General features: G+C 76.3%; 13 protein-coding genes. 8 read left to right on the forward strand and 5 right to left on the reverse strand.

The window, feature by feature from the left end; all coding sequences use genetic code 11:
• Nucleotides 1-90: 90 nt before the first annotated feature.
• From ANAEK_RS21940 to ANAEK_RS21950, 3 genes are all read right to left on the reverse strand, one after another.
• Nucleotides 91-636 (reverse strand): hypothetical protein, encoded by a 546-nt coding sequence (locus ANAEK_RS21940; RefSeq protein WP_012528323.1) that lies wholly within the window; start codon nt 634-636, stop codon nt 91-93.
• 141 nt (nt 637-777) lie between these two features.
• The gene (locus tag ANAEK_RS21945; protein ID WP_012528324.1) at nt 778-1,299 is read right to left on the reverse strand and encodes a toxin-antitoxin system YwqK family antitoxin; all 522 of its coding nucleotides are present in this window, start codon (nt 1,297-1,299) and stop codon (nt 778-780) included.
• Nucleotides 1,296-2,705, reverse strand: a complete 1,410-nt coding sequence (locus ANAEK_RS21950; protein ID WP_012528325.1) for a sigma-54 dependent transcriptional regulator — start codon at nt 2,703-2,705, stop codon at nt 1,296-1,298. Before ANAEK_RS21950 ends, ANAEK_RS21945 begins: the two co-directional genes overlap by 4 nt.
• A 193-nt stretch (nt 2,706-2,898) precedes the next feature.
• On the opposite strand from ANAEK_RS21950, the gene ftsH reads away from it, so the two are divergent.
• The 5 genes from ftsH (at nt 2,899) to ANAEK_RS21975 (ending at nt 9,315) form a co-directional block, all read left to right on the forward strand.
• Nucleotides 2,899-4,755, forward strand: coding sequence for an ATP-dependent zinc metalloprotease FtsH (gene ftsH, locus ANAEK_RS21955; protein ID WP_012528326.1), 1,857 nt, complete (start codon nt 2,899-2,901; stop codon nt 4,753-4,755).
• Nucleotides 4,756-4,857: 102 nt separating this feature from the next.
• The gene (locus tag ANAEK_RS21960) at nt 4,858-6,252 is read left to right on the forward strand and encodes a phospholipase D-like domain-containing protein (RefSeq protein WP_012528327.1); all 1,395 of its coding nucleotides are present in this window, start codon (nt 4,858-4,860) and stop codon (nt 6,250-6,252) included.
• A gap of 258 nt (nt 6,253-6,510) precedes the next feature.
• Entirely contained in the window at nt 6,511-7,344 is an 834-nt protein-coding gene (locus tag ANAEK_RS21965; RefSeq protein ID WP_012528328.1) for a PilZ domain-containing protein, read from the forward strand.
• Between the two features lie 143 nt (nt 7,345-7,487).
• Nucleotides 7,488-8,807: a DUF2157 domain-containing protein gene (locus ANAEK_RS21970; protein WP_012528329.1), complete on the forward strand. Its 1,320-nt coding sequence runs from the start codon at nt 7,488-7,490 to the stop codon at nt 8,805-8,807.
• Complete coding sequence (locus ANAEK_RS21975) at nt 8,797-9,315, forward strand: GDYXXLXY domain-containing protein (RefSeq protein WP_012528330.1); 519 nt, start codon at nt 8,797-8,799, stop codon at nt 9,313-9,315. Before ANAEK_RS21970 ends, ANAEK_RS21975 begins: the two co-directional genes overlap by 11 nt.
• On the opposite strand, the gene ANAEK_RS21980 is transcribed toward ANAEK_RS21975, so the two are convergent.
• Together ANAEK_RS21980 and ANAEK_RS21985 are read right to left on the reverse strand one after the other, a co-directional pair.
• Complete coding sequence (locus ANAEK_RS21980; protein WP_012528331.1) at nt 9,316-10,731, reverse strand: HAMP domain-containing sensor histidine kinase; 1,416 nt, start codon at nt 10,729-10,731, stop codon at nt 9,316-9,318.
• Between the two features lie 87 nt (nt 10,732-10,818).
• Nucleotides 10,819-11,892, reverse strand: a complete 1,074-nt coding sequence (locus tag ANAEK_RS21985) for an alpha/beta hydrolase (protein ID WP_012528332.1) — start codon at nt 11,890-11,892, stop codon at nt 10,819-10,821.
• Nucleotides 11,893-12,245: 353 nt separating this feature from the next.
• Here ANAEK_RS21985 and ANAEK_RS21990 point away from each other — a divergent pair, with 353 nt between their 5' ends.
• The 3 genes from ANAEK_RS21990 to ANAEK_RS22000 all read left to right on the forward strand — a co-directional run bounded on the left by ANAEK_RS21990 (nt 12,246) and on the right by ANAEK_RS22000 (nt 15,320).
• Complete coding sequence (locus ANAEK_RS21990; RefSeq protein WP_011423294.1) at nt 12,246-12,584, forward strand: P-II family nitrogen regulator; 339 nt, start codon at nt 12,246-12,248, stop codon at nt 12,582-12,584.
• A gap of 104 nt (nt 12,585-12,688) precedes the next feature.
• Nucleotides 12,689-13,747: a nitrogen regulation protein NR(II) gene (locus ANAEK_RS21995; RefSeq protein ID WP_232288316.1), complete on the forward strand. Its 1,059-nt coding sequence runs from the start codon at nt 12,689-12,691 to the stop codon at nt 13,745-13,747.
• 121 nt (nt 13,748-13,868) lie between these two features.
• Nucleotides 13,869-15,320 carry a sigma-54 dependent transcriptional regulator gene (locus ANAEK_RS22000; RefSeq protein WP_012528335.1) on the forward strand — a complete coding sequence of 484 codons (1,452 nt, stop codon included), beginning with the start codon at nt 13,869-13,871 and terminating at the stop codon, nt 15,318-15,320.
• Nucleotides 15,321-15,378: the final 58 nt, after the last annotated feature.

A 15,378-nucleotide genomic window follows, 5' to 3' on the forward strand; every position in this document is an offset into this window, starting at 1 on the left:
GCGCATGCGGGCGCGAGCGGTCACGGGCCCCGCGCAGCAGGAGTGGGGCCCCGACGGCTCCGCCGGCGGGGCGAGGGCGCAGCCCTCGTCCTAAGGCTCAGCCGCCTCGGCCTCGAGCGCGGCGGCCTCGGCGCGGATGCGGGCGAGGTGATCCACGAGCCGCAGGCGCTGCACCTCGAGGGCGCGCAGCCGGGCGTGGTCCTCGGCGAACGTCGAGGGCTGGGCCGGCGCGCGCGACACCGACGCGCCGCGGGCCACCACCGCGCGCTGCTGGGCGGGGCCGTGCGCGGGCTGGGCCAGCGCGCGGCGCACCTCGCCGATGCGCAGGTCCAGCGAGCGCAGCGCGAGGACCACGCGGTCCGCCTCGTCGTGCAGGGCGTCGGCGCGCTCCCGCAGCTCGCCGGCCGGCGCCGCGGCGGGCGGGAGCGCGGCGCGCCCCTCCTGCCGGTCGATCTCGTCCGCGAGCTCCTGCGCGCGCACCAGCAGGCGGCCGAGCTCGCGGCCGACGTCCTCGCCCGCCAGGTGGCGCATCTTGAGCTGCTCGATCCGGGTCGCGATCGCGTCCAGCTCGGCGCGCGCCTCCAGGGCGGGCGTGGCGGTGCCGAGCGTGATGACGAGCGTCAGTTCCGCGAGCATGGTGCGCCCGTCACGTGGAGCAACTGCCGTGCCGCGCACCGGACGCGTCCTTACGCGGGCTTGCGACCGCCGGGGCCGCGGAAGGGACGCATTTCCGGGCGGGAACCCTCGGAAAACCGAGCCCTCCGGGGCGCGCGCCGGTCACGGGGTGTGCGTCTGCTCGCCGTAGTCCACCGCGCCGAGCTCGCGGCCCGCCTCGTCGTAGCTGGTCCAGCGCCCGCACTGCGCCCCGCCGCAGTGCCGCCCCTCCGCCCTCCGCGCGCCGCCCGGCCAGAACGACGCGAACGCGCCGTCCGGCACCCCGGCGCGCCACCCCGAGGTCTCCTCCACCTGGCCGGACTCGTACCAGACGGTCCACCGGCCGTGCTTCGCGCCGTGCGCCCAGGCGCCCTCGCGGGCCCGCCGGCCGTTGCGATGGTACTCGACGAACGGGCCGTCGCGCTCGCCCTCGCGGTAGGCGCCCTCGGTCCAGGGCGCGCCGTCGTCGTACCAGGTGCGCGCCGGCCCCTCGCGGCGGTCGTTGCCGTAGGCGTCCTTGCCGGCGCACCACGCCTCGAACCCCTCCGGCGGCGCCGCGCCGCGCGGCTCGGTGCCGGGCGGACAGTCGAGCGGGGCGCCGGCGAGGAGCGCGGCCGCGAGCGCCGCGGCCAGCCCGGCCGTCACGCGCCCTCCTCGCCGCGCTCGCCCTGCTTCACGATCCCGTACTTCTCGAGCTTGTAGTAGAGCGCCGACGGCTTGATGCCGAGCAGCCGCGCCGTCTCCGCCTTCACGCCCTTCGCCTTCTCGTAGGCGGCGAGGATGAGCTGCTGCTCCAGGTCCTCGAGGATGTCGGTGAGGCTCCGGTCGCCGCTCGGCACCGGCAGCCCGGTCGGCGCGGGCGCGTGCCGGATCCCCTCGGGCAGGTCCTGCGGCCGCACCGCGTCGCCGTCGGCGAACACCAGCGCCTGCTCCACCACGTTCTCCAGCTCGCGCACGTTGCCCGGCCACGGGTGGCGGCGCAACAGCTCGAGCGCCTCGGGCGCGAACGAGGTGACGCGCCGCCCGATGCGCGGCGCCAGCCGGGCGAGAAACGCGTGCGCCAGCTCGTCCACGTCCCCGGGCCGCTCGCGCAGCGGCGGGAGCTGGATGGGCACCACGTTCAGCCGGTAGTAGAGGTCCTCGCGGAAGCGCCCCTCCGCCACCATGCGCGTGAGGTCGCGGTTCGTGGCGGAGATCACCCGCACGTCGGTCTCCACCGTCTCCTCGCCGCCGACGCGCTCGAAGCAGCGCTCCTGCAGCACGCGCAGGAGCTTCACCTGCACCGACGGCGGGATCTCGCCCACCTCGTCGAGGAACAGCGTGCCCTCGTGCGCCAGCTCGAAGCGCCCGAGCTTGCGGCGGATCGCGCCGGTGAACGCGCCGCGCTCGTGGCCGAACAGCTCGGACTCGAGCAGGCCCTCCGGGATGGCCGCGCAGGAGATGGACACGAACGGCTTCTCGCGCCGCAGGCTGGCGTCGTGGATGGCGCGCGCCACCAGCTCCTTGCCGGTGCCGGACTCGCCCAGCACCAGCACGGTGGCGTCGGTGGGCGCCACCTTGCGGATCTGGTCGTGCACCCGCCGCATGGGCTCGGAGCTGCCCACCAGCCCGTGCGGCTCGCGCTCGCGCACGCGGTCCTGGTCGAGCACCTCGGCGCGGGCCCGCGCGGTCTGCGCGCCGCGCCGCTCGCGGGCGATCTCGATCGCCTTCTCCACCCGGGCGCGCAGCGCCTCGGTGCTGAACGGCTTCTCCAGGAAGTCGATGGCGCCCTCGCGCATCGCGTCCACCGCGGTGGCGATGGTGCCGTGCGCGGAGATCACCACCACGGTCGCGTCGGGGTCCTCGGCGCGGAGGCGCCGGACCACCTCGATGCCGTCCACCGGCACCATGCGGAGATCGGTGACCACCACGTCCGCGGCGCGCTTGCGGTAGGCGGCGATCGCCTCGGCGCCGCCCCGCACCGCCAGGACGTCGTGGCCGAGGCGGGCGAGCGTGATGACCATGCCCTCCCGAAGCGCGTCGTGATCGTCGGCCACCAGGATCCTTGCCATCGCGGGGGCAGTCTAATCCGGATCTCCGCCCGCGCGACCGCGCCGCATCCCCCGGACGCAGGGCGGGCGCGGGCGGGCGGGCGCCGGCCGCTCGTTTTTTGGCGCGGATGCTGCGACATTTCGCATTTGTCAGCGGGTGGGCGGTGGTTACGGATCAGGGCATGGCGGCCGGAAGGCCGCCCGGGTGATCCCAATGAACAAGAAGACCGCCGGCTTCAACGTCGCCTACATCTTCCTCGCCGCGCTCGGCGTCCTCATGGTGCAGGACTGGTGGGCCCGCTCGCAGGCGGTCGCCACCCTCCCCTACAGCCAGTTCCAGCAGCTCGTCCGCGAGGACAAGGTGGCGAAGGTCACCGTCTCGCAGGACCAGGTGGCGGGCGAGCTGAAGGAGCCGCTCAACGGCAAGACCCGCTTCGTCGCGATCCGCGTGGACTCGGACATGGCGAAGGAGCTGGACCAGCACGGCGTCACCTACGCCGGCCGCTACGACAGCGACTTCGTGGCGATGCTCCTGTCGTGGGTGGTGCCCATCGCGCTGTTCTTCGGCGTGTGGCTGCTGCTCAGCCGGCGCATGGCGAAGCAGCTCGGCGCGGGCGGGCCGGGCGGCGGGCTCATGTCGATCGGCAAGTCGAAGGCCAAGGTCTACGTCGAGACCGACACCAAGACGACGTTCGCCGACGTGGCCGGGGTGGACGAGGCCAAGGAGGAGCTGAAGGAGATCGTCACGTTCCTCAAGGACCCGAAGTCCTACGGCCGGCTCGGCGCGCGCATGCCGAAGGGCGTGCTGCTGGTGGGCCCCCCGGGCACCGGCAAGACGCTGCTCGCGAAGGCGGTGGCCGGCGAGGCGAGCGTGCCGTTCTTCTCCATCTCCGGCTCGGAGTTCGTGGAGATGTTCGTGGGCGTGGGCGCCGCGCGCGTGCGCGACCTGTTCGAGCAGGCCCGCGCCAAGGCGCCGGCCATCATCTTCATCGACGAGCTGGACGCGCTCGGGCGCGCCCGCGCCAGCATGCCGGGCATGAGCGGCGGCCACGACGAGAAGGAGCAGACGCTGAACCAGCTGCTGGTGGAGCTGGACGGCTTCGATCCGTCCGCCGGGATCGTGCTGCTCGCCGCCACGAACCGGCCCGAGATCCTCGACCCGGCGCTGCTCCGCGCCGGCCGCTTCGACCGGCAGGTGCTGGTGGACCGGCCGGACCGGGTGGGCCGCCTCGCGATCCTGAAGGTCCACACGCAGCGGGTGGTGCTCGACGACGGCGTGAAGCTGGAGGAGGTGGCGGCGCTCACCCCGGGCTTCACCGGCGCCGACCTCGCGAACCTGGTGAACGAGGCCGCGCTGGTGGCCACCCGGCGCCAGGCCGAGAAGATCTCGATGGAGGACTTCAACGTCGCCGTCGAGCGGATCGTGGCCGGCCTCGAGAAGAAGAACCGGCTGCTCAACCCGCGCGAGCGCGAGGTGGTGGCGCACCACGAGATGGGCCACGCGCTGGTGGCGGCCGGCCTCGCCGGCACCGACCCGGTGCACAAGATCTCGATCATCCCGCGCGGCATCGGCGCGCTCGGCTACACGATCCAGCGGCCCACCGAGGACCGCTACCTCATGACGCGCGAGGAGCTGCAGAGCAAGATGGCGGTGCTGCTGGGCGGCCGCGCCGCGGAGCGGCTCGTGTTCGACCACCTCTCCACCGGCGCCTCCGACGACCTCTCCAAGGCCACCGAGATCGCGCGCAGCATGGTCACCCGCTACGGCATGGGCGAGGCGCTCGGGCCGGTGACGTACGAGACCGAGCCGAACGGCTACCTGGGCGAGCTCGGGACCCGCCGCCTCTACTCCGAGGCGACCGCCCGCGAGATCGACGTGGCGGTGCGCGAGCTGGTGGAGGGCGCGTTCCAGCGCGCCAGCGCCATCCTCACCGACAACCGGGCGCTGCTCGACCTGGGCGCGGCCGAGCTGCTCGCCCGCGAGACGCTGGCCGGCGACGAGCTCCAGGCGCTGCTCGGGCGCGTGGCCGGCGCCGGGCCGCGCGTCGCCGCCGCCAGCGCGGCGGGGTAGCGCCGGGCCGGGCCGGGCGGCCGGCACGCCATCCCGCACCTCGACGGCCCGTCCGTTCGATGCTTCACTGATCCGGTGTTCCGGGACGCGTGGAGCGCCGCCGTGCTGGTCGTCGCGACGGGCCTGTCGCTGGCGGCGACCGGCCACGCCGTGCTGCACAAGCGCGACGTCCGCGCGGCGCTGGGGTGGGTGGGGCTCATCTGGCTCGCGCCCATCGCCGGCGCGCTCGCGTACCTGCTGTTCGGCGTGAACCGCATCCGCCGCCGGGCGCAGGCCATCGGCCTGCCCGGCGTGCGGAGCCGCGACGAGGACCGGCCGCCGCCCCCGCAGCTCCCGTCCGACGCCGCGCACCTCGCGCCGCTGGTGGCGCTCGCCGACGCGGTGGTGCGCCGCCCGCTCGTCGCCGGGAACGCCATCACGCTGCTGCCGGGCGGCGGCGTCGCCTACCCGGCCATGCTCGAGGCCATCGACGCGGCCCGGCGCTCGGTCACGTTCTGCACGTACATCTTCGACGCGGGGCTGGCCGGCGACGCGTTCGCCGACGCGCTGGCCCGCGCGCACGCCCGCGGCGTGAAGGTGCGCGTGCTCGTGGACGCCATCGGCGTCCGCTACCGCTGGCCGCCCATCCACCAGCGCCTGCGCCGCCTGGGCGTGCGCACCGAGCTGTTCCTGCCGCGCCTCACCCCGGCCTGGCTGCCGTTCGTGAACCTGCGCAACCACCGCAAGATCCTGGTGGTGGACGGCCGGGTCGGCTTCACCGGCGGGATGAACGTGCGCGACGGGTTCCTGCCCCGGCCCGGCGGCCCGCCGCCGTTCATGGACCTGCAGGTGCGCATCGAGGGCCCGGTGGTGTCGCACCTCCAGTCGGCGTTCGCCGAGGACTGGCTGTTCACGACCGGCGAGCCGCTGGAGGGCAACGCGTTCTTCCCGCCGCTCGCCGCCGCCGGGCCGGTGCTGGCGCGCGGCGTGGCCGACGGGCCGGACGAGGACTTCGAGGCCATCCGCTGGCTGCTGCTCGGCGCGCTCTCGGTGGCGCGCCGGCGGGTGCGCGTGGTCACGCCCTACTTCCTGCCCGACCCGCCGCTCATCACCGCGCTCAACGTGGCGGCCATGCGCGGGGTCGAGGTGGACGTGGTGCTGCCGGAGCGCGGGAACCTGCCGCTGGTGCAGTGGGCGCAGGCCGCGCAGCTCTGGCAGGTGCTGGACCGCGGCTGCCGGGTGTGGTGCTCGCCGCCGCCGTTCGACCACACCAAGGCCATGGTGGTGGACGGCGCGTGGTCGCTCGTCGGCTCGGCGAACTGGGATCCGCGCAGCCTGCGGCTCAACTTCGAGCTGGACGTGGAGGCCTGGGACCCCGAGCTGGCGGCGCGGGTGGACCGGCTGGTGGAGGAGCGGCTCGCCGTGGCGCGGCCGCTCACGCTCGCCGAGGTGGACCGGCGTCCACTTCCGGTGAAGCTGCGCGACGGCGTGGCGCGGCTGCTCTCGCCGTACCTGTGACGGCCGCTCGCGCCGGCGTCCCGGCGGGCGCGGGCGAGCGTCGCCCACGCGATTCACCCAGTGTCAAGCGGGGCGGAAGCGACCGGGGAGGATCGGGGCGGGCGCGCGCGCCGGCGTCCCGTGCGTCCACGAAGTTGCGATGCCACCGCGCGGCGTGGCATGAGGGGTGTGGCTGGTCGAATGGGTCGTCGGGTGGTCGTGGGGCAGCGGGTGGGGGCGGGTGGGTGCAGCGTGCGTCGTGGAGAGGTGTCCAGCCGGATGCGAGGGTTCCCGCAGGCAGACCATCGTCGGGACCCGCGCCTGGCGGTGAGCGCGCCCGCCGTGCTCGCCGCGAGCGACGGCCGCTGGGACGTCATCGCCGAGGACTTCGCCGCCGGCGGCTGCCGCGTGGTGTCGCCGGTGCCGCTCCGGCTCGGCACCGCCGCCTACCTGACGCTGCAGCTCCCCTCCGGCGCCGGCCACGTGGCAGCCACCGCCACCGTCGCCTGGAACACCGCCGCGCCGCCGTGGCGGATGGGCTTCGCGTTCGCGCGCTCGGGCGGCGAGGAGCGCGCGCGCCAGGTCCGGACGCTGCTCGACGCGAACCCGCGGCTCGGCCGCCGCCCGCCGCCGCTCCGTCCGAGCGCGCGGCTCCGGCTCGGCACGCCGCCCGATCCGTGCCCGGTGTTCACGCGCGACGAGCGGGTGGTGCTGCGCGCCGCCCGCGACGCGCTGGCGGCGCGCGAGCTGTTCGGCCGCCACGCGGTCCGCGCGGTCGAGCTCCGCCGCGCGCTGCAGGGGCTCATGTTGCACGGCTGGGTGCAGACCGGCGCGCCGCGCGCCACCGACCGGCGCTGGTCGGCGGTGCTGGCGGAGGCGATCTCCACCGGCGGTGGGCGCGCCACCCGCGACCGCCCCGCCGACGGCGCCGGCTACCGTCCGCTGCGCGGCCGCCGGGCCCAGGCGTTCGTGGACCTGGCCCGCGCCGAGAGCGCCGAGGGGCACGACGCCTCCGCGGTGGAGTGGCTGCAGGCCGCGCTGGCCGCGTCGCCCGAGGATCCGTTCATCCTCGCCGCGCTCGACGCGCTCACCGTGGGTCACGCCCGCGGCTGAGGTGGGGGCCGCGCCCCGGCTCGCGGAGCGGAGCTGCGCGGGGCCCGTGACCTCGCGGGCGCGGCTGAACGCCGCGCGGACCCGTCCCCCTCCCCCGCGCTGGGCTCCGCCGCCTCTGGTAGGCTCCTCCGGAAGGAGGGGTCATGGAGCACGCATCGCGCCGGTTCCGCGAGGAGCTTCGCCGGGAGCTCCCGCGCTGGCAGCAGGACGGGCTGGTCTCGCCCGACGCGGCCGCGGCGCTCTGGTCGCGCTACCGGCTGGCCGAGGCCGAGCCGGCGTCCGGGCCGGGCCTCCTGCCGGTGTACGCGCTCGGCGCGCTGCTGGTCGGCGCGGGCGTGGTGTCGCTGGTCGCCTGGCACTGGGAGGAGATGGGCCCGGCGCTCCAGCTCGCGGTCATCGGCGCGGCCATGGTGGCGAGCCACGCCGGCGGGGTCGCGCTGTGGCGCGGCCGCTCGCCGCGGCTCGGGCACGCGCTCACCCTGCTCGGCACCGTGATCTTCGGCGGGAACGTGGGCCTGGTGGCGCAGATCTTCCACGTGAGCGGCGTGTGGTGGGGCGGGTTCGCCGCGTTCGCAGCGGGCGCGCTCGCCGCCGGCGTCGCCTACCCCAGCCTGCCGCACCTGCTGCTCGGCGCGGTGCTCGCGCTGTGGGTGGCTGGGCCCGGCCTCGCCCACGATCACCCCGGGCCCGGGCTCGCCGCCGTCTGGGTGCTCTCGCCCGCGCTGGTGGCGCTCGCCTGGCGCGAGCGCTCGCGCGCGCTCGCGGTGGTGGCGGCGCTCGGGCTCGCGGTCGCCTCCGGGGGCGCGCTGTTCGGCGCGCGCCTGGACCGCGGCTGGGTGCTGGTGGTGCTGTGCCTGGCGGCCGCGCTCTGCGCCACCCCGCTCGCCGCCGCCCCGCTCGCCTCGCGCTCCGACACCGGCGCGCGGCTCTCGGGGGCGCTGCGGGTCACCGGGCGGCTGCTGTTCTACGCCGCCGCCGCGGTGCTCTCCTTCACCGAGCTCGCCCACGAGCTGCGGTTCCGCGGCGCGGTGCCCGGCCTCGTCCTCGCGGCCGCCGCCCCGGCCGCCGCGTTCGCCATCGCCGCGCTCGCCGCCGGCCTGCGCCGGCCGGAGGTGGACCCGCTCGCGCGCGGCGAGGCGATGCTGGTGGGCGCGACGGTGGTCGCGCTCGCCGCCGGCCTGTCGCTCGAGACCGGCACCGGCACCGCGCTGGTCGCGAACCTCGCGCTCGCCTTCCTCGCCGCCGGGCGCATCGTGCGCGGGCTCTCCGGCCTGCGGCGCGCGCCGTTCTGGGAGGGGATGGCGCTCGCCGGCGCGCTCACGCTCGTCCGGTTCATCTCCATCGAGACCGGCCTGTGGCTGAAGGGCGCCGGGTTCATCGCCTGCGGCGCGGCGGTGCTGCTCGGCGGGATCGCGTTCGAGCGCCGGCGCGCCCGCGCCGCGGAGGTGACCCATGCTGCGTGACCGCTCGCCGGGCTGGGGCCGCCTCGCCCTCGTCCTCGCCGTCCAGCTCGCCATCCTCGCGGCCATCCCGTTCCGCCAGGCGCGGGCCCGGCTCGCCGGCGAGGACGTGGTGCTGGAGAGCATGCCGGTCGATCCGCTCGATCCGCTGTCCGGCTACTACGTCGCGCTCGCCTGGCGCGCCGAGCGCGACGCCGGCGCGTGGCAGGGGCCGGGCGACGGCGCCTGGCTCGTGATCCGCCGGGGCGCGCCGGCCTGGGTGGGCGAGGCGTGCCTGGGCGAGCGCCCGCCGCCCGAGCCGGACCGGCTCGCCATCCGCGCCGAGCGCGCCGGCGACGGGTGCCGCATCCCCGCGGCGCAGCGCTTCTACATCCCGGAGGCGCGGCGCGCCGAGGTCGAGGCGGCCATGCGCGAGACCGGCCGCAAGGCGCTGGTGGACGCGCGGGTGGACGGGAACGGGAACGTGGTGCTGCTCCGCCTGCGCGCCGGCACGACGGTGGTCGGCCGCTAGCTAGCGCGGGTCGGGCGGCTCCGGCGGCGCGAGCGGCACCGCGAGGCGCGCCACCGTGCCGCCGCCCTCGCGGTCGGCGAGCGCGAGCGCGCCGCCGTGCGCGTCCGCGACCTTCTTCGCGAGCGCGAGGCCGAGCCCGGTGCCCTTCTCCTTGGTGGTGAAGAACGGCCGGAACAGGCTGGCCCGCGCCTGAGGTCCCAGCCCCGCGCCCCGATCCCGCACCTCGAACACCGCCTCGCCGCCCACCGCGCGCACCGACAGCTCCACCTCGCTCGCGGCTGGCGCCGCCTCGACCGCGTTCCGCACCAGGTTCACGAGCGCGCGCCGGAGCTGCTCGCGGTCGGCCCGCGCCTCGCCCGAGCCCTTCACGCCGAGCGACACCTGCCGCGCCGCCGCGAGCGGCGCCGCGATCTCCGCCACCTCCGCCAGCAGCGCCCCGAGCTCGACCGCCTCGCGCACCGGCGGGCGCGTCCGGGCGTAGTCGAGGAACTCCTCCACCACCTTCGAGAGCGCCGCCAGCTCGGAGCGGATGCGGGCCACGTGCGCCGCCTCGGGCCGGCCCTCCAGCTCCTCCGAGAGGATCCCGGCGAACAGGTCGAGCGCGCCGAGCGGGTTCCGCACCTCGTGCGCGATCCCGGCGAGCAGCGTCTCGCGCTCCTCGTCGCGGGCGCGCAGCGCCTTGCGCATCTCCTCGAGCGTGTCGCGCAGCATGCCCAGCTCGTCGCGGCGGCGCCGCGGCCAGAGCGGCGTGTCGAGGTCGCCGCGCCCGATGCGCCGCGCGCCGTCCGCGAGGCGGGTGAGCGGGCGGGTCACCGAGAGCGAGGCGCCCGCGGCCACCAGCGCGCCCAGCACCGCGCCGGCCACCGCCAGGGTGGCGAGCAGCCGGCGGAAGCGGCGGAAGGTGGCGAACGAGGCGGCGGTGCCGTCGGCGCCCACCACCGCCACCACCTTGTCCGACGCGTCGCGGAGCGGCGCGTAGCCGCTCTTGTAGAGCAGGCCGTCCGAGCCCTCGAACATCACCTGGCTCGCCACCGGCCGCCCCGCCGCCGCCTGCGCGATCTCCAGCCGGTCGCGCTCCAGCGCCGCCACCGGCTCGCCGATGCGGGTGCGGCCGTCGGAGTCCGCCAGCGCGGTGCGGTCCGGCCGGATCACGTACAGGCGCGTGCCGGTGCTGCGCGCGAGCACGTCGAGGCGCGCGCGCACGTGGCCGTAGGTCCGGGTCCGCTCCTCCCCCGGCTCGAGCCGCGCCACCCGCTCGGCCGGCAGGGCCGAGGCCGCCGCCTGCGCCGCCGCGGTGAGGCGCGCCGAGAGCTCGTCCTCGAGCGCGCGCCGCGCCAGCCGGTCGGCGAGGAGCGCCATGGCGGCGAGCGAGACGAGCGCGGGGAGCGCGGCGGCGAGGGCGAAGCGGAGGCGCACGGAGGGGATGTTACAACGTGGGCTGCTGCGCGAGGTCCCCGCGGGCGCGCCGGGTGGCGCGCACGTGGCCTGCGCCCCCGCCCTGCGCTACCCGCGCTCCTCGAGCGCGGCGGCGAGGCCGGCCGGGCGGGAGTGCGCGAGCAGGAACTCGCGGACCACCGGGAACACCTGCTCCGGCGCGCCGCGCCCGAGCAGCAGGTCGGTGTGCCCGTAGTCGCGCTCGAACACCACGTAGCGCTTCGGCCCGCCCCAGCGCCGGTAGGCGGCCTGCACCACCGCCGGCGGCGCGAGCCCGTCGCGCTCGGCGGCCACGAACAGCGCCGGCTGCACGCACCGCTCCAGGCCGGCGCGGTAGTCCACCTCGCCGTCCATCGACCGGAACGAGTCCTCGCGGATGAACGCCGCGAACTGCTCCAGCACCCCCGCCTCCAGGTTCTCGAGCCCGTTCGCGAGCAGCCGGCGGTACACGGGCCGCTCCACGTTGCGCATGTTGATGGCGAGGTCGGCCCAGGCCGGGTGCCAGTGGCCGGAGAACGGCGCCAGCATCCGCGCCGCCACGCGGGTGAAGCGGCCGAGCACGGTGAAGCGCAGCAGCACCAGCTTCTTCAGCCGCTCCTGCACGTCGAAGTGCGCCGGCGCCCCCAGCGCGACGATCCCGGCGACGCGCTCGGGGTAGCGCTGGCAGGCGGCGAGCCCCATGAGCGCGCCCTGGCTGTGGCCGACCCAGAGCACCTGCTCGGCGCCGGTGACGGCGCGGATGGCGTCGAGCGCGGCGGGGACGTCCTCGCGCAGGTACGTGTCGAGGTTCCAGCGGCGCGGCGCGCCCGGGCCGCGGCGGGAGGCGCCGTGGCCGCGGTGGTCGAGCGAGAAGCAGTCGAACCCCGCGCGCGCCAGGTGCGCGGCCAGCGCGTAGCGCTCCACGCCGAACTCGAACGCCTGCCGGTTCATGGCGATGCCGTGCACGAGCAGCACCGGGGGCAGCCGCGCCGCCACCCGCGGGCGGCAGCGGCCCAGGCCGAGCGTCCAGCCGTCGCGGGTGGGGACGGACAGCAGCTCGTCCTCGACCGGCGGCACGGCCAGGCGCCAGGACCAGAACGCGTAGTGGAGCAGGGTCGCGGCGAGCAGGATCCCGGCGGCCGCGATCACGACGGGGAGGGACATGGGCGGCGCATTCTACGGCGGGCGCGCCCGGCGCGTGCGGCGGCCGGCGATGCGACCGGAAGCCGCCGCCGGGGCGCGGCCGGACGCCTCGCCCCGTCGCGAGCGTGGCCCAGCCGTTGCACTCGCCGGACCGTGGAACCGACGGACGGTGCACCGGGCGCAACCCGGCGCAGCGGCCGGGCGGGCACCGCGAAAGGAAGCGAGCCGGGCGTCCGGTCGTGACCGGAACGAAGGCAGGAAGGGCCCCGGGATCGGGCAGGGAAGGCGCGCGCCGCAGGGGCGCGGTCTCCTTGACCGGCCGAGCCGACGGGGCGTAGCGTCGATCACCCATTTCCTACATGTCGAGGTGCGCCGTGAAGAAGGTCGAGGCCATCATCAAGCCGTTCAAGCTGGACGAGGTGAAGCAGGCCCTCTCCGAGGTCGGGGTCGCCGGCCTCACCGCCACCGAGGTGAAGGGCTTCGGCCGTCAGAAGGGTCACACCGAGCTCTACCGCGGCGCCGAGTACGTGGTGGACTTCCTGCCCAAGGTGAAGGTCGAGGTCGTGGTGGCGGACAGCCTCGTCGGCCGGGTGGTCGAGGTCATCGAGCGCGCCGCCAAGACCGGCCGCATCGGCGACGGCAAGATCTTCGTGCTGCCGGTGGAGGAGGTCATCCGCATCCGCACCGGCGAGCGCGGGGAGGAGGCGCTCTAGCGCCTCGTCGTCCGCGCGTGCGGACGCCCTCCCGCGTCCGCCGCCGGACGGCCCCATCGTCCGCCGCTCGCGTGCGCGCGGCGGCGGACCGGTCCACCGCACCCGTGTCCCGCACCGTCCAGCCCGCCCAGCTCTCCGCCGCGCTCTCCCGCGCCGCGATCGACTCCCTCGCCGACGCGGTCGTGATCGTCGGCGCCGACGGCGGGGTGCTGCACCTCAACCCCGCCGCCGAGGAGCTGTTCGGCCGCTCGCGCGAGCGGACGGTGGAGCTGCCGGTGCGGGCGCTCCCCGGCGGCGCCCAGCTCGAGAAGGTGGCCGAGCGGACGGTGCGGACGCACGAGGGCCAGGCGAGCGAGTTCCCGTCGCCGCAGGACCGCGCGCTCGCGGTCTCGGTGACCGCCACCCCGCTCCTCGACGGCGCGGTGTGCGCCGGGGCGGTGCTGGTGCTGCGGGTGCCGCGCTCCGCCGAGCGCGCGCTCGACTTCGAGGCGCTCGCGGCCGGCCTCGCCCACGAGATCAAGAACCCGCTGGCCGGGCTGCAGGGCTCGGCCGAGCTGCTCGCCCGCGAGGCCGAGGGGCCGGCCCGCGAGTACGCCGCGGTGATCGCGCGCGAGGCCAAGCGCGTGGACGGGCTGGTGCGCGAGCTGCTCGACCTCGCCCGCCCGGCGGCGCTGCAGCAGGGGCCGGTCGCGCTGCACGACGTGCTCGGCGACGCGCTGGTGCTGGCGCGCGGCATCCCCGGCGCCGACCGGATCGCGTTCGTGGAGCGCTACGACCCGTCGCTCCCGCCGGTGCTGGGCGACGAGGAGAAGCTCATGCAGGTGGTGCTGAACCTCGTCCGCAACGCGGTGGACGCGGTCGCCGCCACCGCCGCGCCGCGGGTGACCATCGAGACCTCGGTGTCCCCGCTGCGCCTCCGCGTGGCGAGCGGCCGCACCCGCCCGCTGGCGCGCATCTCGATCCAGGACGAGGGCCCGGGGATCCCCGAGGCCATGCTGCAGCGGCTGTTCACGCCGTTCGCGACCTCGAAGCCGCACGGCACCGGCCTCGGGCTCGCCATCTCGCGGCGCATCGTGGAGGCGCACGGCGGGCGCATCGAGGTGCGCAACCGGGCCGGCGGCGGGGCCGAGGCGAACGTGTACCTGCCCCTCGACGTCCCCTAGCCCGTCCGGCGTAGCGCCGGCGCCGCGGGCCCCGCGCTTGCCGGCGCGGGTTGGCCCCGCGCTTGCTATGAGGTACCGGGATCGGCGGATCATCACGGGATCCCACAGCCAGGAGCGAGCGTTGCGAAAGGTCCTCATCGTCGACGACGAGCCCTCGGTCCGCTTCGTGCTCGCGCGGACCTGCGAGCGCGCCGGCGTGCCCTACGAGGAGGCGGGGAGCGCCGAGGAGGCGCGCACGAAGCTCCGCGCGTCCGGCGGCGGCAAGGACGGCGTCGGGCTGGTGCTGCTCGACGTGCGCCTCCCCGGCGACGACGGGTTCAAGCTGCTCGGCGAGATCGGCGGGCGGGTGGACTCGCCCTTCATCGTGGTCATGACCGCCGAGGACACCATGCGCTCGGCGGTGGAGGCGATGAAGCGCGGCGCCGCCGACTACCTCGGCAAGCCGTTCGACCTCGAGCGCGTGGAGCGGATCGTGCGCGACCTCTCGGCCGCGCCGCCGCCGGGCCACGCCGACGACCCCGCCGCGCAGGCGGAGGAGCGGGGCGAGGCGGGCGCCGAGGCGCGGCGGCTGCGCGAGGGCGGCGTGGCGCTGCCGGAGACGCTCATCGGCCGCTCCGCCGCCATGGTCGAGGTCTACAAGGAGATCGGGCGGGTGGCGCGCACGGAGATGACCGTGCTGCTCATGGGCGAGTCCGGCACCGGCAAGGAGCTGGTGGCGCGCGCCATCCACGCGAACTCCACCCGCGCGCGCGGCCCGTTCGTCACCGTGAACATGGCCGCCATCCCGCGCGATCTCATCGAGAGCGAGCTGTACGGCCACGAGAAGGGCTCCTTCACCGGCGCGGTGGAGCGGCGGCCCGGCAAGTTCGAGCTGGCGAGCGGCGGCACGCTGTTCCTGGACGAGATCGGCGAGATGCCGATCGAGCTGCAGGCGAAGCTGCTGCGCGTGCTGCAGGAGCGCGAGATCGATCGCGTCGGCGGCACGCGCCCGCTCGCGGTGGACGTGCGCATCGTCGCCGCCACCAACGCGGACCTGGCGCGCTCGGTCGAGGAGGGGCGGTTCCGCCGCGACCTGTACTACCGGCTCGCGGTGGTGCCCATCCGCCTTCCGCCGCTCCGCGAGCGCGAGGGCGACGTGATCCTGCTCGCGCGCCACTTCGTCGCGAAGTTCGGCGAGCAGCTGAAGGGGCGGCCGGTCCAGCTCGGCAAGGACGCCGAGGCGGTGCTGCTCGCGCACCCGTGGCCCGGCAACGTCCGCGAGCTGCAGAACGTGCTGCAGCGCGCGCTGCTGAAGCTCACCGGGAACCGCGTGGGCGCGCGCGACGTCGCCACCCTGGTGCCGGCCGCGGCCGCCAGCGAGCGCGCGCTCACCGGCCTCGTGGAGGGGCTGCTCGACGCCGAGCCGCCGGAGGGCGGGCGCTACCAGGCGGCCATCGCCGCCATCGAGGCGCCGCTCATCGCGGCCGCGCTGGCGCGGACCCACGGCAACCAGCTTCGGGCGGCGGAGCTGCTCGGGATGAACCGGAACACGCTGCGCGAGCGCATGCGCGCGCTCGGGATGAAGCCGCGCTAGCGGGCTCGGCTCGCCCGCGCCTGCCCGGAAGCCGGGCAACCCGGTGCCCGGAAACCGG

The organism is Anaeromyxobacter sp. K, assembly GCF_000020805.1.
GTDB classification, from domain to species: Bacteria; Myxococcota; Myxococcia; order Myxococcales; family Anaeromyxobacteraceae; genus Anaeromyxobacter; species Anaeromyxobacter dehalogenans.